The 17365-nt window shown below is 61.5% G+C and carries 14 protein-coding genes and 1 pseudogene; 6 read left to right on the forward strand and 9 right to left on the reverse strand.

Annotated features, from left to right (window positions below; translation table 11 throughout):
* Positions 1–65: 65 nt before the first annotated feature.
* On the reverse strand, positions 66–1841 hold the full coding sequence (gcl, locus tag J7655_RS08990) for a glyoxylate carboligase (RefSeq protein ID WP_230927457.1): 1776 nt from the start codon (positions 1839–1841) through the stop codon (positions 66–68).
* Positions 1842–1952: 111 nt separating this feature from the next.
* On the opposite strand from gcl, the gene J7655_RS08995 reads away from it, so the two are divergent.
* Positions 1953–2867, forward strand: coding sequence for a LysR family transcriptional regulator (locus J7655_RS08995; RefSeq protein ID WP_230927458.1), 915 nt, complete (start codon positions 1953–1955; stop codon positions 2865–2867).
* A gap of 180 nt (positions 2868–3047) precedes the next feature.
* Positions 3048–3481: pseudogene (locus J7655_RS09000) on the forward strand (GlcG/HbpS family heme-binding protein).
* A gap of 218 nt (positions 3482–3699) precedes the next feature.
* Here J7655_RS09000 and J7655_RS09005 read toward each other — a convergent pair.
* The gene (locus J7655_RS09005; RefSeq protein ID WP_230927459.1) at positions 3700–4344 is read right to left on the reverse strand and encodes a TetR/AcrR family transcriptional regulator; all 645 of its coding nucleotides are present in this window, start codon (positions 4342–4344) and stop codon (positions 3700–3702) included.
* A gap of 212 nt (positions 4345–4556) precedes the next feature.
* Between J7655_RS09005 and moaA the strand changes: the two genes are divergently transcribed.
* Both moaA and J7655_RS09015 read left to right on the forward strand, forming a co-directional pair.
* Positions 4557–5552, forward strand: a complete 996-nt coding sequence (gene moaA, locus J7655_RS09010; protein WP_230927460.1) for a GTP 3',8-cyclase MoaA — start codon at positions 4557–4559, stop codon at positions 5550–5552.
* A gap of 42 nt (positions 5553–5594) precedes the next feature.
* A complete protein-coding gene (locus tag J7655_RS09015) occupies positions 5595–6434 on the forward strand; it encodes a type 2 periplasmic-binding domain-containing protein (RefSeq protein WP_230927461.1) in 840 nt (279 codons plus the stop codon).
* A 387-nt stretch (positions 6435–6821) separates the two neighbouring features.
* Here the strand turns inward: J7655_RS09015 and J7655_RS09020 are convergent, their stop codons facing one another.
* The 6 genes from J7655_RS09020 to puuE form a co-directional block, all read right to left on the reverse strand.
* On the reverse strand, positions 6822–7682 hold the full coding sequence (locus tag J7655_RS09020; protein WP_230927462.1) for an outer membrane protein OmpK: 861 nt from the start codon (positions 7680–7682) through the stop codon (positions 6822–6824).
* 79 nt (positions 7683–7761) lie between these two features.
* The gene (locus J7655_RS09025) at positions 7762–9246 is read right to left on the reverse strand and encodes a uracil-xanthine permease family protein (RefSeq protein ID WP_230927463.1); all 1485 of its coding nucleotides are present in this window, start codon (positions 9244–9246) and stop codon (positions 7762–7764) included.
* Between the two features lie 248 nt (positions 9247–9494).
* Positions 9495–10793, reverse strand: coding sequence for a urate hydroxylase PuuD (locus tag J7655_RS09030; RefSeq protein WP_230927464.1), 1299 nt, complete (start codon positions 10791–10793; stop codon positions 9495–9497).
* 48 nt (positions 10794–10841) lie between these two features.
* On the reverse strand, positions 10842–11345 hold the full coding sequence (locus J7655_RS09035; protein ID WP_230927465.1) for an ureidoglycolate lyase: 504 nt from the start codon (positions 11343–11345) through the stop codon (positions 10842–10844).
* Between the two features lie 42 nt (positions 11346–11387).
* The gene (gene uraD, locus J7655_RS09040) at positions 11388–11903 is read right to left on the reverse strand and encodes a 2-oxo-4-hydroxy-4-carboxy-5-ureidoimidazoline decarboxylase (RefSeq protein ID WP_230927466.1); all 516 of its coding nucleotides are present in this window, start codon (positions 11901–11903) and stop codon (positions 11388–11390) included.
* Positions 11900–12841, reverse strand: a complete 942-nt coding sequence (puuE, locus tag J7655_RS09045; RefSeq protein WP_230927467.1) for an allantoinase PuuE — start codon at positions 12839–12841, stop codon at positions 11900–11902. Before puuE ends, uraD begins: the two co-directional genes overlap by 4 nt.
* 402 nt (positions 12842–13243) lie before the next feature.
* Between puuE and uraH the strand changes: the two genes are divergently transcribed.
* Positions 13244–13597, forward strand: coding sequence for a hydroxyisourate hydrolase (gene uraH, locus J7655_RS09050; protein ID WP_230927468.1), 354 nt, complete (start codon positions 13244–13246; stop codon positions 13595–13597).
* A gap of 222 nt (positions 13598–13819) precedes the next feature.
* Here the strand turns inward: uraH and J7655_RS09055 are convergent, their stop codons facing one another.
* The gene (locus tag J7655_RS09055; RefSeq protein ID WP_230927469.1) at positions 13820–15160 is read right to left on the reverse strand and encodes an NCS2 family permease; all 1341 of its coding nucleotides are present in this window, start codon (positions 15158–15160) and stop codon (positions 13820–13822) included.
* Positions 15161–15750: 590 nt separating this feature from the next.
* Here J7655_RS09055 and J7655_RS09060 point away from each other — a divergent pair.
* Positions 15751–16518 (forward strand): GntR family transcriptional regulator, encoded by a 768-nt coding sequence (locus J7655_RS09060; RefSeq protein WP_230927470.1) that lies wholly within the window; start codon positions 15751–15753, stop codon positions 16516–16518.
* Positions 16519–17365: the final 847 nt, after the last annotated feature.

The raw sequence follows: 17365 nt of genomic DNA on the forward strand, positions 1-17365 counted from the left end.
AGGGTGCACCGTGCGCACCAGGGGTACGCGTTGGGCGTTGCGGTGCGCGCGGCGCACCCTGCGGGTCAGTCGAGCAGGGCGATGGCGGTCGGGGCGTCGACGCCGCGCTCGGCCAGTTCCTCGAACTCGTTGATGGCGTTGATCTCGGTGCCCATGGAGATGTTGGTGACACGCTCCAGGATGATCTCCACCACCACCGGCACGCGGTGTTCGGCCATCAGGCGTTTGGCTTCGGCGAAGGCGTTCTGCAGCTCGTTCGGGTCGAACACACGGATCGCCTTGCAGCCCAGGCCCTTGACCACGGCGATGTGGTCGACGCCATAACCGTTGAGCTCCGGTGCGTTGATGTTCTCGAATGCCAGCTGCACGCAGTAATCGATGTCGAAGCCGCGCTGCGCCTGACGGATCAGGCCCAGGTAGGAGTTGTTCACCAGCACGTGGATGTACGGCAGGTTGAACTGCGCACCCACAGCCAGCTCCTCGATCATGAACTGGAAGTCGTAGTCGCCGGACAGGGCCACCACCTGACGTTGCGGGTCGGCCTTGACCACGCCGAGGGCTGCCGGGATGGTCCAGCCCAGCGGGCCGGCCTGGCCGCAGTTGATCCAGTGACGCGGCTTGTACACGTGGAGGAACTGCGCGCCGGCGATCTGCGACAGACCGATGGTGCTGACGTAGCAGGTGTCCTTGCCGAAGGCTTCGTTCATCTCCTCGTAGACGCGCTGCGGCTTGGCCGGCACGTTATCGAAGTGGGTCTTGCGCTGCAGGGTACGCTTGCGCTCGCGGCAGGCTTCGACCCAGGCGCTGCGGTCCTTCAGCTTGCCGGCGGCTTTCCACTCGCGGGCGACTTCCAGGAAGGCATCCAGTGCGCTGCCGGCATCGGACACAATGCCCAGATCCGGGTTGAACACGCGGCCGATCTGCGTCGGCTCGATGTCGACGTGGATGAACTTGCGGCCCTCGGTGTAGACGTCAACCGAACCGGTGTGGCGGTTGGCCCAGCGGTTGCCGATGCCGAATACCAGATCGGAGGCGAGCAGGGTGGCATTGCCGTAGCGATGCGAGGTCTGCAGGCCGACCATGCCGACCATCAGCTTGTGATCGTCGGGGATCGCGCCCCAGCCCATCAGGGTCGGCACCACCGGCACGCCGGTCAGCTCGGCGAATTGCACCAGCTTGTCCGCCGCATCGGCGTTGAAGATGCCGCCACCGGCGACCAGCAGCGGGCGCTCGGCCTCGTTGAGCAGGGCGATGGCCTTCTCGGCCTGGACGCGGCTGGTGCTCGGCTTGGCCACCGGCAGCGGCTCGTAGGCGTCGATATCGAACTCGATCTCGGCCATCTGCACGTCGAACGGCAGGTCGATCAGCACCGGGCCGGGGCGGCCACTGCGCATTTCATAGAAGGCACGCTGGAAGGCGCGCGGCACCTGGCCGGGCTCCATCACGGTGGTGGCCCACTTGGTCACCGGGCCGACGATGCTGGTGATATCCACCGCCTGGAAATCTTCCTTGTGCATGCGCGCACGCGGCGCCTGGCCGGTGATGCACAGAATCGGGATGGAGTCGGCGCTGGCCGAGTACAGACCGGTGACCATATCGGTGCCAGCCGGGCCAGAGGTGCCGATGCACACGCCGATGTTGCCGGCGTTGGTGCGGGTGTAGCCCTCGGCCATGTGCGAAGCGCCTTCGACGTGACGGGCCAGGACGTGATCGATGCCACCGAGTTTTTTCAGTGCGGCATACAGGGGGTTGATGGCAGCGCCGGGGACGCCGAACGCGGTATCGACGCCTTCGCGACGCATCACCAGTACGGCTGCCTCGATTGCTCTCATTCTGGCCATGACCATTGTTCTCCGAGTCAGTGGTTTTTCTTCTTGGGAGCAAGGATGACGGCTGTACCGATGCGACGGAATTGGTGGATACTTCAGTTCTGTCGATACTTGGAGTACCGAATGGACCGCCATACACTCATCCGCAGTTTCGTTCTGGTGGCCGATAACGGCAGCTTCGCCGCAGCAGCCCTTAGCGAAGGCGTTACCCCCGTGGTCATGGGGCGCCGCCTGGATGCGCTGGAGCGCCACCTGGGCGTCAAGCTGATGCATCGTTCCACGCGTGGCCTGCAGTTGACCGACCTCGGCGAGCAGTACCTCGATCGCGCCCGCGCCCTGCTCAAGGACTTCGACGAGGCCGATGCCAGCGTGGCTCGCGGCGGGCGCTCCGTGCGAGGCCATCTGGTGGTGTCTGCACCTGCTGCCTTCGGCAGGCGGCATATCGCGCCGCATGCGCCGGCATTTCTCAAGCGCTACCCGGATCTGAAGCTGTCGTTCAACTTCACCGACAGCCTGGTCGACCTGGTGCGCCAGGGTTATGACATGGGCATTCGCATCGGCGAGGTGACCGACCCCAACTATGTCGCGCTCAAGCTCTTTCCCAATCGCCGCGTGGTCTGTGGTGCGCCCAGTTACTTCGAGCTGCATGGCGTGCCACGCACCCTTGAAGACCTGGCGCGGCATAACTGCCTGGCGTTCAACCTGCAGGGCGGCCAGCAGCGTGGTTGGACCTTCCTGCGCGATGGTCGCCAGGTGGCGGTGAAGGTGGCCGGAAATCTTGACTGCAACGACGGTGAGCTGCTCTACGACTGGGTCAAGCAGGGGCTGGGGATCGGCTGGCGCTCGACCTGGGAAATCCAGGCGGAGCTGAAGGCCGGTGAGCTGGTGACGGTGCTGGATGACTACGAGATCCCGGCCTATGACATCCAGGCCGTATACCCACAGCAGCGTTACCTACCGGCCAAGGTGCGCTTTTTCATCGACTACCTGAAGGCCATTTACAACACGCCGGGCTACTGGGATGGGCGAGGCGCTTGAGGGTTTATTCGATACCTGAATTGAACTTAATTGATAATTTTATTGTGTACATTTAATTTTTATTTTGTGTTTTCCTGTTGAAACAATCCATTCGTTGAGCTATTGCATAAGGCGCTTTCTCAGGTTGCATGTCGCCATGGGCGCATGCGGCGACTTTTTGTTCGATTTCGGAGAATCCTTATGACTGCAATCAACCTCTCCACTGCCGTGAGCATTACCCGTCACGCGCTTGCTGTCGGGCGTGAGCTGCGTGCTGCGCCGCTGACGGTGGCGGTGCTGGATGCCGCGGACACCTGATCAGCCTGCAGCGTGAGGATGGCGCCAGCCTCCTGCGCCCACAGATCGCCATCGGCAAGGCCTGGGGAGCGCTGGCGCTGGGCAAGGGGTCGCGTCTGATCGCTGCCGATGCACAGCAGCGCCCGGCCTTTATCGGTGCGGTGAACAATCTGGCCCAGGGCAGCCTAGTGCCGGCACCGGGCGGAGTATTGATTCGTGACGAGCGCGGCGCCGTGATCGGTGCTGTCGGCATCACCGGTGATACCTCGGACATTGACGAGCAATGTGCCGTCAGTGCCCTGGAGTCACTGGGGTTGAGGGCGGATGCGGGGGCGTAGGGTATCGTGGGTGCTCGGGTGTGTTCCGGCTTTAGCGCCGTTGGAGCATGCCCCGGATTGCACCCGGGCCAGGGTTTCACGCCGCGCAAGAACCGCTGGGGCGTGCATTGCCAGTCCGGCGCCTGCCGCGATTTGCAGGTTTGCGTCGGGCGGAGATCAGCTGGTAGATCCGGCGGGGTGGCGGGTCGGTAAAGCGCGACCCAGCCTGCGGATCATGGCTAGGCGCTGCTGACCTGCTCGGACGCCATCGATGGCGCAGGGGCGACTTCACAGCCCTTGAGCACCAGGCGGGTGATGGTCTGAGCAGCGGCTTCGTAGTCGCTGTCGTCGAGGGTGGTTTTGCCGGTAACGCTGGAGATCTGCCAGTCGAAGTCAGCGTAGGTCTGGGTCGCGGCCCAGATGCTGAACAGCAGGTGGTGCGGGTCGACCTGGGCCATCAGGCGTTGATCGATCCAGCGCTGGATGCAGGCGATATTGTGTTTGGCCTGGGCGTTGAGTTGTTCGGTCTGCTCCGGCGACAGGTGCGGCGCGCCGTGCATGATCTCGCTGGCGAACACCTTGGAGGCGTGCGGCAGCTCGCGGGAGATGCGGATCTTCGAGCGGATATAGGCGCTCAGCACATCGCTCGGGTGGCCCGGCTGGTTGAAGGGCGCAGAGGCGGCCAGCAGCGGCTCGATGATGCTTTCCAGAACCTCGCGGTAGAGGTTTTCCTTGGACTTGAAGTAGTAGTAGACGTTGGGCTTGGGCAGGCCTGCCTTGGCCGCGATATCACTGGTCTTGGTGGCAGCGAAGCCCTTATCGGCGAACTCCTCGCTGGCTGCGCGCAGGATGAGCTCTTTGTTGCGCTCGCGAATGCTGGTCATAAGGCCCTGTGTTTTCCTCTGCCGCCGGGCGGCGGACGGGCATGTTAGCATCGGCTTTGTACGAGCCTCAAGGCAGCGGTTACGGGCTGTTCAGCGTTTAACTGACTTGCGGGTCAAATCACTGTATACAGGAAATGGCTTTTCTGTTTTTATCCTGTGCAACGAGTTTCATGACAAGACGTCCTGGCGCCTGACGCTGTAGGAGACCTGCTGTGCCCTCTCATCAACTCGTCGACCCCTTTGGCCGGCGCATCACCTACCTGCGTTTGTCGGTGACCGATCGCTGCGATTTTCGCTGCACTTATTGCATGAGCGAGGACATGGTCTTCGCGCCGCGTTCACAGATTCTCAGTCTCGAAGAGCTGTATGCGGTGGCTGACGCCTTTATCGGTCTGGGCGTGCGACGTATCCGCATCACCGGCGGTGAACCCCTGGTGCGCAAGAATTTGCTGAGCCTGCTGCAGCGCCTGGGAGGGCGTACCGAACTCGATGATCTGGCGATCACCACCAACGGTTCACAGCTGGCGGAGATGGCCGTTGCGTTGCGTGCGGCCGGTGTGCGCCGCTTGAACATCAGCCTGGACTCGCTGCAGCGCGAGCGCTTCGCCGCCTTTACCCGGCGTGACAGGCTCGACCAGGTATTGGCCGGTATCGAAGCCGCGCGTATGGCCGGCTTCGAGCGTATCAAGCTCAACAGCGTGGTGCAGAGCGGGCGCAATGACGACGAGGTGCTGGATCTGGTCGAGTTCGCCATCGAGCGCGGCCTGGATATCAGTTTCATCGAGGAAATGCCGCTGGGCAGCGTGGTCAGCCACAGCCGTGAGCAGACCTTCTGCTCCAGCGACGAGGTGCGCCAACGCATCGAGCAGCGCCATGCGCTGGTGCGCAGTAACAAGGTGACTGGCGGACCATCACGCTATTGGCAGGTGGTCGGTACGCAGACCCAGGTCGGTTTCATCTCGCCGCACAGCCACAACTTCTGCGGTGACTGCAACCGTGTGCGGGTCACGGCCGAGGGCAAGCTGGTGCTCTGCCTTGGCCATGACAACGCACTGGATCTCAAGCGTCTGTTGCGTGCTCATCCCGGTGACGGCGAACGCTTGCGTCAGGCGCTGATTGAGGCGCTGCGCCTCAAGCCCGAGCGGCACCACTTTGCCACCGACGAGCAGGTTCAGGTGGTGCGCTTCATGAGCATGACCGGCGGATAGACCGGTACCTGGATATCCATAACAACAATAGGGAGGCTCTGTATGAAGCCGTTATGCGTGTGCCTGTGTTCCAGCATTCTGCTGGCGCCAGCTGCACTGGCCCAGACCTATGTGGTTGGCGTTGAGGACATAGCCTTTGCACCGCATTACAGTCTTGATAGTGAAGGGCATTATCGTGGCTTCGCCCGCGAAGTGCTGGATAGCTTTGCTGCTAATAGCGGCATTAGCCTGATCTACAAACCGCTGCCGGTGGATCAGTTGCTGCCGGCCCTGTTGCGCAGCGAGGTCGACTTCAAGTACCCCGACAGCCCGCACTGGGGCACGGCTCAGAAGGCTGGCGTGACCCTGCACTATAGCCAGGCGGTAGTCGATTACGTCGATGGCGTGCTGGTGGCGCCGCAGCGCCAGGGGCAGGCGCCGGAGAATATCCGTCGCTTGGCCATGGTGCAGGGCTGGACGCCGCGTGGCTATGAACAGGCCATCGACAGCGGGCTGATCCAGCTGAGCTACAGCAAGGATTTACGCCAGATGATCCGCCAGGCGTTGAAGCATGACACTGACGGTGCTTACTTCAATGTAGTAGTGGCCACGCACTATTTGGACAACATTCGCGCTCGGCCAGGCGCGCTGGTATTCGATCCCAAACTGCCGCATACCCGTGGCAGCTTTCACCTGTCGAGCGTGCGTCACCCACAGCTTATCGCAGGTTTCGACCGCTTCCTTGCGGAGCGCGCGGCTCAGGTGGCGCAGCTCAAGGCGAGCTACCGGGTCGAGGCCAATCTCGATAGCGAATACATGGGGCTCGAGCAATGGAAGGTGGACTTTCTCGAACGCCAGAAAGGCAGAGCCGAGGCCCAGGCGCCGACTGCTTCCGATCGATGATGATCTGGACGTTGCCGTGCGCAGGCTTCGCTGCCTGCACCTGGGTATGCAGCAGACCAGGGTGCGGCACGGCGACCATCTGCCAGGTAGAGTCGGGCAGCTGATTCGGGCCAGACGCCTGGATCGGGGTGATGGAGGGCGCCGAGCCGATGGCGAAGGCAATCAGCGCCTAGCGCCTCCAGCTGCATCGAAGTAGTGGGCGAGCGGCCTTGGCGGTGAATGGCGGCACAGGTCGAGCTGGCGCCAACGCACTGCATCGCAGTTCGCAACGATGACGCCACACAGAAGCTGCGCGCATGGAAAAGGGGGGAAGGGCGCGAACGCCCATCCCCCTTTTTACCCGGCCGCCGTCCCTACCGACGTCAGCCAGGTCCATTGCGGCAATGGTCAGAAGTGATACTTGACCAGCGCCTGCACGGCGGTCTGGTCGAAACGATCACCCGAGCCATCCACTGGTTTGACGCCATATTTGGCGCGCCACATGTTGATCTCGGTGCCCACGTAGAGCTGGCGCTCCTTGCCGAACAGGGCCTTGCCCGCATCCCACTTGACCTGGACCGAGGAGCCGACCGAGGTCTGCGTGCCGGCATCGCGCGATGGCGAGCGCCAGTCGATGAAGCCGTCGACGACGAAATCCTGTTCGCCCAGGCTGAAAGGGTAGGCGGCACTGACAGTCAGCTGAGTGGCGTAGCCGTTGCTGTTACTGTCGGCGAAGAAGGTATGGTTGTTGATCTTGACCTGGTACAGGTTGGTCTTGAAGTAGGTGAAGCCGGGTACTTCCCAGTCCAGGCCGATGCCGTACAGGTAGTTCTCCGGGCCAGGGCCGCCATTGCCTTTTTCATAGGTGAAGGCGGCGTAGACGTCCTTGATCGGACCGGCAGCCAGCTTCTGCCCGGTCAGCCAGCTCAGGCTGATGCGCGGGGAGAATTCCATGTAATAGAAGGAATCCTTGTCATGCTGGCGGAAGGTGCCGTTGTTGAAGCTGCCGCGCGACTGCACGTTGTCGGCACGGATGTAGTCGACGAAATAGAAGAGGTCGCCCCAGGCCCAGCCGCTTGCGTGCTCGAAGGTAAAGGTAGTCTGGGTACGCTGTTCTTCGCCATTGAAGTTCATGCGCTGAAAGTTTTCGCCGTACAGGTATGACAGGCTGTTGTCCTGCCAGTGCAGCAGGTCGCCAGCGAGTGCCTGCTGACCAGAGAACAGTCCGGCTGACAGGGCGAGGCAGTGGGGTAGATGCTTGAGTTTCATGGCTTTTCCTTATTGTTGAGGTGCAGGCATCTGCTCCCGGCGGAGAATGCCGCCGGGAGTATTCGGTCAAGGCTGGGGATCAGATGGAGCGTGGTGCCGGGTCGAGGTCGCGGCTGAGGGTGTTCAGGCTGTCGTCGTTCGCCTCGTCCTGGCGGTTCTGCAGCACGGTATGCAGGTGCGCCTCGGGCTCGTAGTCATCTTCGGCCAGCGGTTCTTCCGGCAGGAAGATGTTCAGTGCGATGGCGCTGAAGGCACCGATGGCAATGGGTGAGCCGAGAATATTGCGCAGCATCTCCGGCATCTGTGCCAGGGCTTCTGGCACTGCCGCTACGCCAAGGCCAAGACCCAGGGAGATGGAAACGATGAGCATGTTGCGACGATGCAGGCCAGCCTCGGTGAGAATCTTGATACCGGCCACTGCCACGGTACCGAACATGATCAGCGTGGCGCCGCCCAGAACCGGCTTGGGCATGAGCTGCAGCACCGCGCCGACCATGGGGAACAGACCGAGCAGCACCAGAATGGCGGCGATATACAACGCGACATGGCGGCTGGCCACGCCAGTGAGCTGAATCACCCCGTTGTTCTGGCTGAAGGTGGTCATGGGCAGGCTGTTGAATACGGCTGCCATCGCCGAGTTGCAGCCATCGGCCAGCACCCCGGATTTGATCCGTTGCATGTACAGCGGCCCTTTGACCGGCTGCCTGGAAATCATCGAGTTGGCGGTCAGATCACCCGCGGTCTCCAGCGGGGTGATGAGGAAGATCACCGCAATCGGGATGAACGCCACCAGGTCGAAGCTGAAGCCATACTTGAACGGCTGCGGCACGCTGATCAGCGGCACTTCGGCCATCTCGCTGAAATCCACCCGGCCCATCAGCCAGGCCACGACGAAGCCCAGCGTCAGGGCAATGATCACGGCAGACAGGCGCAGCATCTGCGATGAGGCGCGGTTGAGCACGACGATGGTCAGCAGTACCAGGGCACCGAGAGCCAGGTGGTGCAGTGCGCCCAGGTCCTCGGCGCCGTAGCCACCGGCGAAGTCGGTCATGCCCACCTTGATCAGTGACAGGCCCATCAGGCAGATGATGGTGCCGGTGACCACCGGGGTGATGACCTTGCGCAGCTTGCCAATGAACTGGCTGAAGAAGATCTCGACGAAGGCGGCGCAGAAGCACACGCCGAAGATGGTCGAGAGAATTTCTTCTTCGCTGCCGCCACGGCCCTTGACGATGAAGCCGGCGCTGAGGATCACGCTGAGAAAGCCGAAACTGGTGCCCTGCAGGCACAGCAGCCCGGAGCCGACCGGGCCGATGCGTTTGGCCTGGACGAAGGTGCCGAGGCCGGAGACGAACAGCGCCATGCTCACCAGATAGGGCACGTGAGCGCCGAGGCCGAGCACGCTGCCGACGATCAGGGTGGGGGTGATGATGGCGACGAAGCTGGCCAGTACATGCTGCAGCGCGGCGAACACGGCGGGGAGGAAGTCGGGGGTGTCATCCAGTTGGTAGATCAGTTCGCTGCGAGCATCGGGCGCAGCTGGTGCGTTACGGTCGGTAGTCATGTCATAGCCTGCCAGTTGTTTTTATACGGTCATGGGCTTGCACGAGGCTTCACGGCGCCTCTGTCCTGAGTGACAGAAGTCTGTCTGCCAGGTCAGGTTTTCTGACTATAGCAATTTGTAGACATGTATAAAAACAATTTATTTGTAGATTGTGCACAAAAGATGAACCGCCGGTCAGCTCACGCTGCCGGCGGTTCATGGTTGTAAAAAGATGCCGCGGCCAGTCACGGCCGCGACATGTGTGGCAATCAGTTGATCTGCGCGCCTTCGGCGATCCAGCTACCGATCAGGTCGCGTTCGTCCTGGGTCATCTGGGTGATATTGCCCAGGGGCATGATCTGCGTGGCCACGGTCTGTGCGTGAATCTTTGCCGCTTGTGCCTTCATCTGCTCGGGGGTGTCGAGCATGAAGCCGGCCGGTGCCGTGCTGAACATCGGGCTGGTGGGGCTGGCCGAGTGGCACACGGTGCAGCGTTCGTGAATCACGCTTTCGACCTTGGCAAAATCACTCGCGCCGACGCTGACGGCTGCTGTGCCGTTTGTGCTGGCGGCTTGCTCGGCAGGTGTGGCTGCCGGGCTTGCCTCTTCCACCTTGGCCGGTGCTGCGCTGGACGGCTGCTCGACGGCTGCGACTGGAGCAGCGGCCGGTGCGCGTTGCGCCGGCGCCGTGACGTAGGCCAGGCAGATCATGCCCAGTGCTGCCGCTGGCAGGGTCCAGACGTACTTGCTGCTGTCGTGGCGGGTGTTGAAGTAGTGACGTACCAGCACCGCCAGGATCGCAATCCCGGCCAGGATCGCCCAGTTGTACTGGCTGCCGTAAGTGCTCGGGAAGTGGTTGCTGATCATGATGAACAGCACCGGCAGGGTGAAGTAGTTGTTGTGGCGCGAGCGCAGCAGACCTTTGGCCGGCAGCAGCGGATCGGGCGTGGTGTTGGTTTCGATGGCCTTAACCAGTGCACGCTGGGCCGGCATGATAGTGAAGAACACGTTGCCGACCATGATGGTGCCGATGATTGCGCCGACATGGATGTACGCCGCGCGGCCACTGAATATCTGGCTGAAGCCGTAGGCGGCGGCGATGATCAGCACGAACAGCACGGCGCCGAGCAGGGCCGGACGCTTGCCCAGCGGGGAGTCGCAGAGCAGGTGATAGATCACATAGCTGACTGCCATCGAGCCAAGACCGATGGCGATGGCCGCAGCGGGCGCCAGGTCGACGCCGGGCTTGACCAGATACAGGCTGGGGTTGAGGTAATACACCACCAGCAGCAGGGCGACGCCCGACAGCCAGGTGAAGTAGGCCTCCCATTTGAACCAGTGCAGGTTCTCCGGCATTTTCGGCGGAGCCAGCTTGTACTTTTCCAGGTGGTAGATGCCGCCGCCGTGAATCGCCCAGAGGTCGCCCGACAGGCCCTCGTGTGGGTTGCTCCGGTTGAGGTTGTTCTCCAGCCAGACGAAATAGAAGGATGCGCCGATCCAGGCGATACCGGTGATCATATGGATCCAGCGGATGCCCAGGTTTAGCCATTCGGTGAAATGTGCTTCCACGATCTGTACCTCTTTTCCCGGGGGAGGCACGCCAGCCCCGGGCTTCTCTTATTGGTGGGGGTTGAGGAGAAGAAACTCGTCCTCATTGAAGAAATGCTCATCGCAGTTGTTGCCGGAACCACTGCGATCAACCACCAGGAAGTCATCCCGCTTTTCGATCGTCAGCACCGGGTGGTGCCAGACGCCGCGATGGTAATTGACGCCCTGCCTGCCATTGCTGAGGAAGGCACGGACGGACCCTGATACAGGTGCATCGCCAAGTGGCGCGACCACGATCAGAAAGGGGTGGCCGAGCAGCGGAATGAAAGCCTGGCTGCCCAGCGGATGGCGCTCCAGCATGCGGATGGTCACGGGCATCTCGAGCGCTTCGGCGCTGAAGATGCTGATGATGGCCTGGTCCTCCGGCTGCGCGGTCTGCACCGTGGCCAGCTTGTGATAGCGGCGGGTGGAACCGTTATTGATCATGAAGAAGTCGCTACCGTCGGTTTCGATCACGTCACCGAATGGGGCGAAGGCTTCTTTGCTCAGGGGCTCGATGGTCAGGCTACGCATGGCTGTTCTACTTGTTTTGTTCGAGTTGAGGGGCTGCAGCGCTTACAGCTGCTGCAGGCGGAAGAGGGCGATCTTGTTGATCTCGGCCAGTGCGGTGGCGAACTCCTGCTCCGGCGTGTTGTGAATGCGCTCTTCGAAGGCTGCCAGGATCTGGTGGCGGTTGCTGCCCCTGACGGCCTTGATGAAGGGGAAGCCGAACTTGGCCTTGTAGGCGTCGTTGAGTTCAGTGAAGCGGGCGAACTCCTCGGCGCTGCATTCGTGGATGCCGGCACCGGATTGCTCGGCGGTGCTGGAGGCGGTCAGCTCGCCGCGCACCGCCGCCTTGCCGGCCAGATCCGGGTGCGCGTTGATCAGCGCCAACTGCGCCTCATGGCTGGCGGACAGGAGGATATCGGCCATGCGCTGCTGCAGGCGCTCGATGTCGTCGACGCTTTCGTCCAGGCCGAGGTCATAGGCCTTCTCGGCGACCCAGGGCGAGTGCTCGTAAATATCGGCGAAGGCTGCGACGAACGCATCGCGGCTCAGCGTGGACGGGGTCAGGGTCTGGAAACGGCTCATTTGCTGCTCTCTTGCTCGGTCGCACGGAAGGGGTGGGTGGCATGCCAGTGTCTGGCGATGTCGACGCGGCGGGCGCACCAGACCTTGTCATGGCTTTTGACGTAGTCGATGAAGCGCGCCAGCGAAGCCAGGCGCGCCGGGCGACCGAGCAGGCGGCAGTGCATGCCGATCGACAGCATTTTCGGTGCGCCGGCTTCACCTTCGGCATAGAGCACGTCGAAGGCATCCTTGAGGTATTCGAAGAAATCGTCGCCCTTGTTGAAGCCCTGCACCTGGGTGAAGCGCATGTCGTTGGTGTCCAGGGTGTAGGGGATCACCAGGTGCGGTTTTTCTGCGGTGCTGGCCGGGTCCCAGTAGGGCAGGTCGTCGTCGTAGGTGTCGGAGTCATAGAGGAAGCCGCCTTCCTCGCGTACCAGGCGTCGGGTATTCGGGCCCAGGCGCCCGGTGTACCAGCCCAGCGGGCGCTCGCCGGTCAGCTCGGTGAGGATGCGGATGGCCTCGAGCATGTGCTCGCGCTCGGTCGCTTCGTCCATGTTCTGGTAATCGATCCAGCGGTAGCCGTGGCTGCAGATCTCATGCCCGGCGGCGACCATCTCGCGGATCACGTCCGGGTGGCGCTGGGCGGCCATGGCCACGGCGAAGATGGTCAGCGGGATGTCATGCTGCTTGAACAGGTTGAGCAGGCGCCAGACGCCGGCGCGGCTGCCGTACTCGTAGAGCGATTCCATGCACAGGTTGCGCTGACCCTGCAGCGGCTGGGCGGCGACCATCTCGGAGAGAAAGGCCTCGGACTCCCTGTCGCCGTGAAGGATGTTGCGCTCGCCGCCTTCCTCGTAATTGAGCACGAAGGACAGGGCAATATGGGCATCGCCCGGCCAGTGGGGGTGGGGTGGGTTTGCGCCGTAGCCGATCAGATCGCGTGGGTAATCAGCATTCACTGCAGTCTTCCTATCTGGAGCGTGGCGGTCACTGCGCGCCTGGCAATGAATGGCTGCGCGACCGGGGTGGCTAATTGTATACAAAGTTGTTTGCCGTTTGTAAATCGACTTTTCATCATTTTCTGCATTCTTTGCAACGCGGAAGAGGTTGACCGAGTGGACGGTAATTCGCGCCGAGTGGTGCGTGATTGCTGGCTTGCGATGAACGCATATGGCGGTTGAATGGCTGCATCTATAACGCCTTATTTGAATTTATTGTGTACAATTTCAGCTTGGAATGTTTTATATTCTGGCTGCGTGCTATCCTGCCATTGCGTCGGAGCACTGCGACGAGCCGATTTCAACAGAGTAGAGGAGGTGTGGTGTTCGCCGGGCGTTGATCGCCACGAGCATCCGAGACTCATGGGACGTTTGACTACGCATGTACTGGACGCCGCACACGGTTGCCCAGGGAGTGACATCAAGGTCGAGCTGTATCGCGTCGAAGGCGCGCAGCTGGAGCTGATCAATACCGTTACCACCAACCACGATGGCCGTTGCGACGCGCCGGTGCTGCAGGGCGATGACTACCTTACGGGCGTCTACCAGCTGCATTTCCATGCCGGCGACTATTACCGCGCCCGTGGCGTGACGCTGCCGGAACCGGCTTTTCTCGATGTTGTGGTGCTGCGTTTCGGCATCGATGCCGGCCAGGAGCACTACCACGTGCCGCTACTGATTTCGCCTTACAGCTACTCCACCTATCGCGGTAGCTGATGACTGGCGGGGCAGCCGCCAGACGAATGCTTGTCACCCTCAGACTCGTTTGAGTCCCTATGCCCGCTCACACTGCGGGCTTTTTTTCGTCCGCGTGTAGAGCGACGCGTAGCCCGGATGAAATTCGGGGCCGGCGATAGGCATGGTCGAGGGTGTCTGCCTGTCGTTGCCAGACCAAACGAAAAGCCCCGGCACAGGGCCGGGGCTTCGTGGTCTCTGCCGTCAGAGGAAGGCGAACTTGGCGATGAAGATCGCGCACAGCACGTACAGGCTGATCGATACCTTGTCACGCTGGCCGGTCAGCAGCTTGAGTGTGGCGTAGGTGAGAAAGCCCAGGGCGATACCGTTGGCGATGGAGAAGGTCAGCGGCATCATCACCACGGTGACGATGGCCGGGATGGTGTCGGTATGGTCTTTCCAGTCGATGTGCGCCATGCCGCTCATCATCAGCATCGCCACGTAGATCAGCGCGCCTGCGGTGGCATAGGCGGGAATCATGCCGGCCAGCGGAGCGAAGAACATCGCGGCGAGAAACAGGATACCGACGGTGATGGCGGTCAGGCCGGTACGGCCGCCGGCAGCGACACCGGCAGCGCTTTCCACATAGCTGGTCACCGGTGGGCAGCCAACCATCGCACCGACCACGCTGGAGGTGGAGTCGGCTTTCAGCGCCTTGGACAGGTTCTGGATCTTGCCGTCTTCATCCACCAGGTTGGCGCGGTGGGCGACGCCCATCAGGGTGCCGGCGGTGTCGAACATGTTTACGAAGAGGAAGGCCAGGATCACGCTGATCATCGCCACGTTGAACGCGCCGGCGATGTCCATGGCCAGGAAGGTCGGTGCCAGGCTCGGCGGCATCGACACCAGGCCACCATATTCCACCAGGCCCAGGGCCCAGCCGATGGCGGTTACGCCGAGCATGCTGAAGAGGATGGCGCCGAACACGTTGCGGTGGCTGAGCACGGCGATCAGCAGGAAGCATATGGCGGCCAGCAGCGCCGACGGGTTGGCGAACGAGCCCATGGTCAGCAGGGTGGCCGGGCTGTCGACGACGATGCCGGCAGTCTTCAGACCGATCAGGCCGAGGAACAGGCCGACCCCGGCGCCCATGGCAAAGCGCAGGCTCATCGGGATGCTGTTGAGCAGCCATTCGCGGATTTTCGACAGGCTCATGATCATGAACAGCACGCCGGAGATGAATACTGCGCCTAGTGCGATCTGCCAGCTATAACCCATTTCACCGACGACGGTGTAGGTGAAGAAGGCGTTCAGGCCCATGCCCGGTGCCAGGCCGACCGGCCAGTTGGCGTACAGCCCCATCAGGAAGCAGCCCAGCGCCGCACCGATGCAGGTGGCGACGAATGCGGCGCCGTGATCGATGCCGGCGGTGGCCATGATGTTGGGGTTGACGAAAATGATGTAGGCCATGGTGACGAAGGTCGTCAGACCGGCCAGCAGTTCGGTCTTGAGGGTGGTGCGGTGCTCGGTCAGTTTGAAGAAGCGGTCGAGCAGACCTCCTCTTGCCAGTTGAGTCGCGTGTTGTTCTTGTTTGATGCTTTCCACTGCGGGTACTCCTCATGTCTCTTGTTGTGTACCGCCCAGAGCGTTGCGCAAGGACAATGCTCTCTGAGGTAGGCGGTGTTTCTGGCAGTGCTTCCTGGCTAAGTTGTTGACCGAGCGGTCAAGAAGTCACTCAGGCGTGATTATGGTGTTGTATACAAAAAATGCAATTAATGTTTTTGTTTTACGCCGTCATAAGCCGCAGGTGGTTTGCTCAGATTGCGTACGGAGCGCTTTTTGCTCCTTCTTTTTATAGCGATAAATCCTTTTAAAACAATGAGATGGTGATGAGTTCGGTTTGCCAGGCACAGCCCCTGTTTGGCTGGCCAGCAGTTAAATGAGGTGCTGGGTGGTCAATGCACTGGCAATGCAGCTGCCCATCAGCAAGGGAATGGTCGTGCCGCGTTCGAGCTGAGCCGATGAGCAACCCGAGATCGCTCCAGGACGTCATACGACTCGTGATGTGGCGGTCGATTGACTTGTGTACAATTGTCCTAACTTTTTTCTGATGTTTTTTCGCTCGGTGCTTGTCAGCTACCGGGTAGAACACAGTAGAGTCGCAGTGTCGCCGACTCTCATTGACGCGAGCCAGAATGAACGATCAATTGCAGCCACTGAAGAAGCAGCCGCGTGCAGGCAAAAGCAGCCGCAGCGGGACTCAGGACGATGTCGTATATGCCCATATTTTCGATGCCATTCTCGAGCAGCGTCTGGCGCCCGGCACCAAGCTGAGCGAAGAGGCGCTGGGTGAGATCTTCGGTGTCAGTCGTACCATCATTCGTCGCGCCCTGTCGCGTCTGGCTCACGAGGGCGTGGTGCTGTTGCGCCCGAACCGCGGTGCGGTCGTCGCCAGCCCGAGCGTCGAAGAAGCTCGGCAGATCTTCTATGCACGTCGCCTGGTCGAACGTGCCATCACCGAACTGGCCGTCGAGCACGCGACAGCCGAGCAGTTGGCCGAACTGCGGCAGATGGTCAGGGATGAGCAGGACAGCTTTTCCCGGGGTGATCGTGGCGCGGGTATTCGTCTCTCCGGCGAGTTCCACCTGAAGCTGGCCGAGGCCGCGCGCAATGCGCCGCTCTTCAGCTTTCAGCGCAGCCTGGTGTCGCAGACCTCGCTAATCATCGCCCAGTACGAAAGCAGCGGCCGTTCGCACTGCTCCTATGACGAGCACAATCAGCTGATCGATGCCATCGAGGCGCGCGATGTCGAGCGTGCGGTGCACCTGATGATGCATCACATGGATCACATCGACAGCAAGCTCAACCTCGACGAGGAAAGCGCCTCGGACGACCTGCACGCCGTGTTCTCGCACCTGTTGCAGACCAAGAAGAAGCCAGGCCGCAACGGCGCCAATCGCTGATAGCCTGCATGTCACAAGAAAGCCCCGATGCTCGCGCGTCGGGGCTTTTTCGTTGTGCGCCAGGCATGGCGCGTAGTGCCGTGACTGGCGCTGTTCGGCTCACTGTGGTGGTGAGTCGGACGATTTGGAGGTGAAAGTCCTCTACACACCCGGCAAGGGGAAGTGTTAGCTGAAGGCAAGGGTGTCGCGGGTGACCGCGAATCTGAAGGAAGCCCGAGGCAAAATGCTGGTCTGACGAACAGGAAGCGGATAGAGGCGGCGTAGCGGGGTGAGGTAGCAACGATTGCCAAAGCCCGATACTTGCACGGAACGCTACGACGTAAATCCGACAGGCATAAGCAGGAAGGTCGCGCGAATTACCCTGGGAGATCTGTTTGGCCTGCCACGTGCTACCGGCACCGAGAGGTGGCGGGATGGGCGAACAGAAGTCAGCAGAGGCCGTAGTAGTTGCTCGGAACCGGAGCGATGAAGGGCTGAACCTGTCATGAGTGGATAGTCAGGTGTGCTCTCTGTTGGAGCGTAAAGCAGAAACGTCGTGAACAGCGGCGGTCGAGACCATCAGGAGGTAGGAGTCGGAAACTCCGAGGGCCGGTCTGGGCGCTTAGTTACCACAGGCGACACATCAACGGAACCAAGCTCGCTGACGCAGTCTGTCAGTAGGCAGGAACCGCCGTATACGGAACCGTATGTACGGTGGTGTGGGAGGACGGCCGGGGCGACCCCGCCTCCTACCCGATGTGGGAGGCTAAGGCCAGGCGCGTTTATGTAGGAGCGGCTTCAGCCGCGAAGCTGTCAGGCATGCCTACAGCCTGATCGCGGATAAATCCGCGGCTAAGAGGGCACGCAG

It is taken from the genome of Pseudomonas wenzhouensis (assembly GCF_021029445.1).
Lineage (GTDB): Bacteria > Pseudomonadota > Gammaproteobacteria > Pseudomonadales > Pseudomonadaceae > Aquipseudomonas > Aquipseudomonas wenzhouensis.

Bases quoted from the DNA above. Each gene is read 5' to 3' on its own strand.
- gcl (WP_230927457.1), bottom strand. From the start codon at position 1,841: ATGGCCAGAATGAGAGCAATCGAGGCAGCCGTACTGGTGATGCGTCGC.
- J7655_RS08995 (WP_230927458.1), top strand. From the start codon at position 1,953: ATGGACCGCCATACACTCATCCGCAGTTTCGTTCTGGTGGCCGATAAC.
- J7655_RS09005 (WP_230927459.1), bottom strand. From the start codon at position 4,344: ATGACCAGCATTCGCGAGCGCAACAAAGAGCTCATCCTGCGCGCAGCC.
- J7655_RS09015 (WP_230927461.1), top strand. From the start codon at position 5,595: ATGAAGCCGTTATGCGTGTGCCTGTGTTCCAGCATTCTGCTGGCGCCA.
- J7655_RS09020 (WP_230927462.1), bottom strand. From the start codon at position 7,682: ATGAAACTCAAGCATCTACCCCACTGCCTCGCCCTGTCAGCCGGACTG.
- J7655_RS09025 (WP_230927463.1), bottom strand. From the start codon at position 9,246: ATGACTACCGACCGTAACGCACCAGCTGCGCCCGATGCTCGCAGCGAA.
- J7655_RS09035 (WP_230927465.1), bottom strand. From the start codon at position 11,345: ATGCGTAGCCTGACCATCGAGCCCCTGAGCAAAGAAGCCTTCGCCCCA.
- uraD (WP_230927466.1), bottom strand. From the start codon at position 11,903: ATGAGCCGTTTCCAGACCCTGACCCCGTCCACGCTGAGCCGCGATGCG.
- uraH (WP_230927468.1), top strand. From the start codon at position 13,244: ATGGGACGTTTGACTACGCATGTACTGGACGCCGCACACGGTTGCCCA.
- J7655_RS09060 (WP_230927470.1), top strand. From the start codon at position 15,751: ATGAACGATCAATTGCAGCCACTGAAGAAGCAGCCGCGTGCAGGCAAA.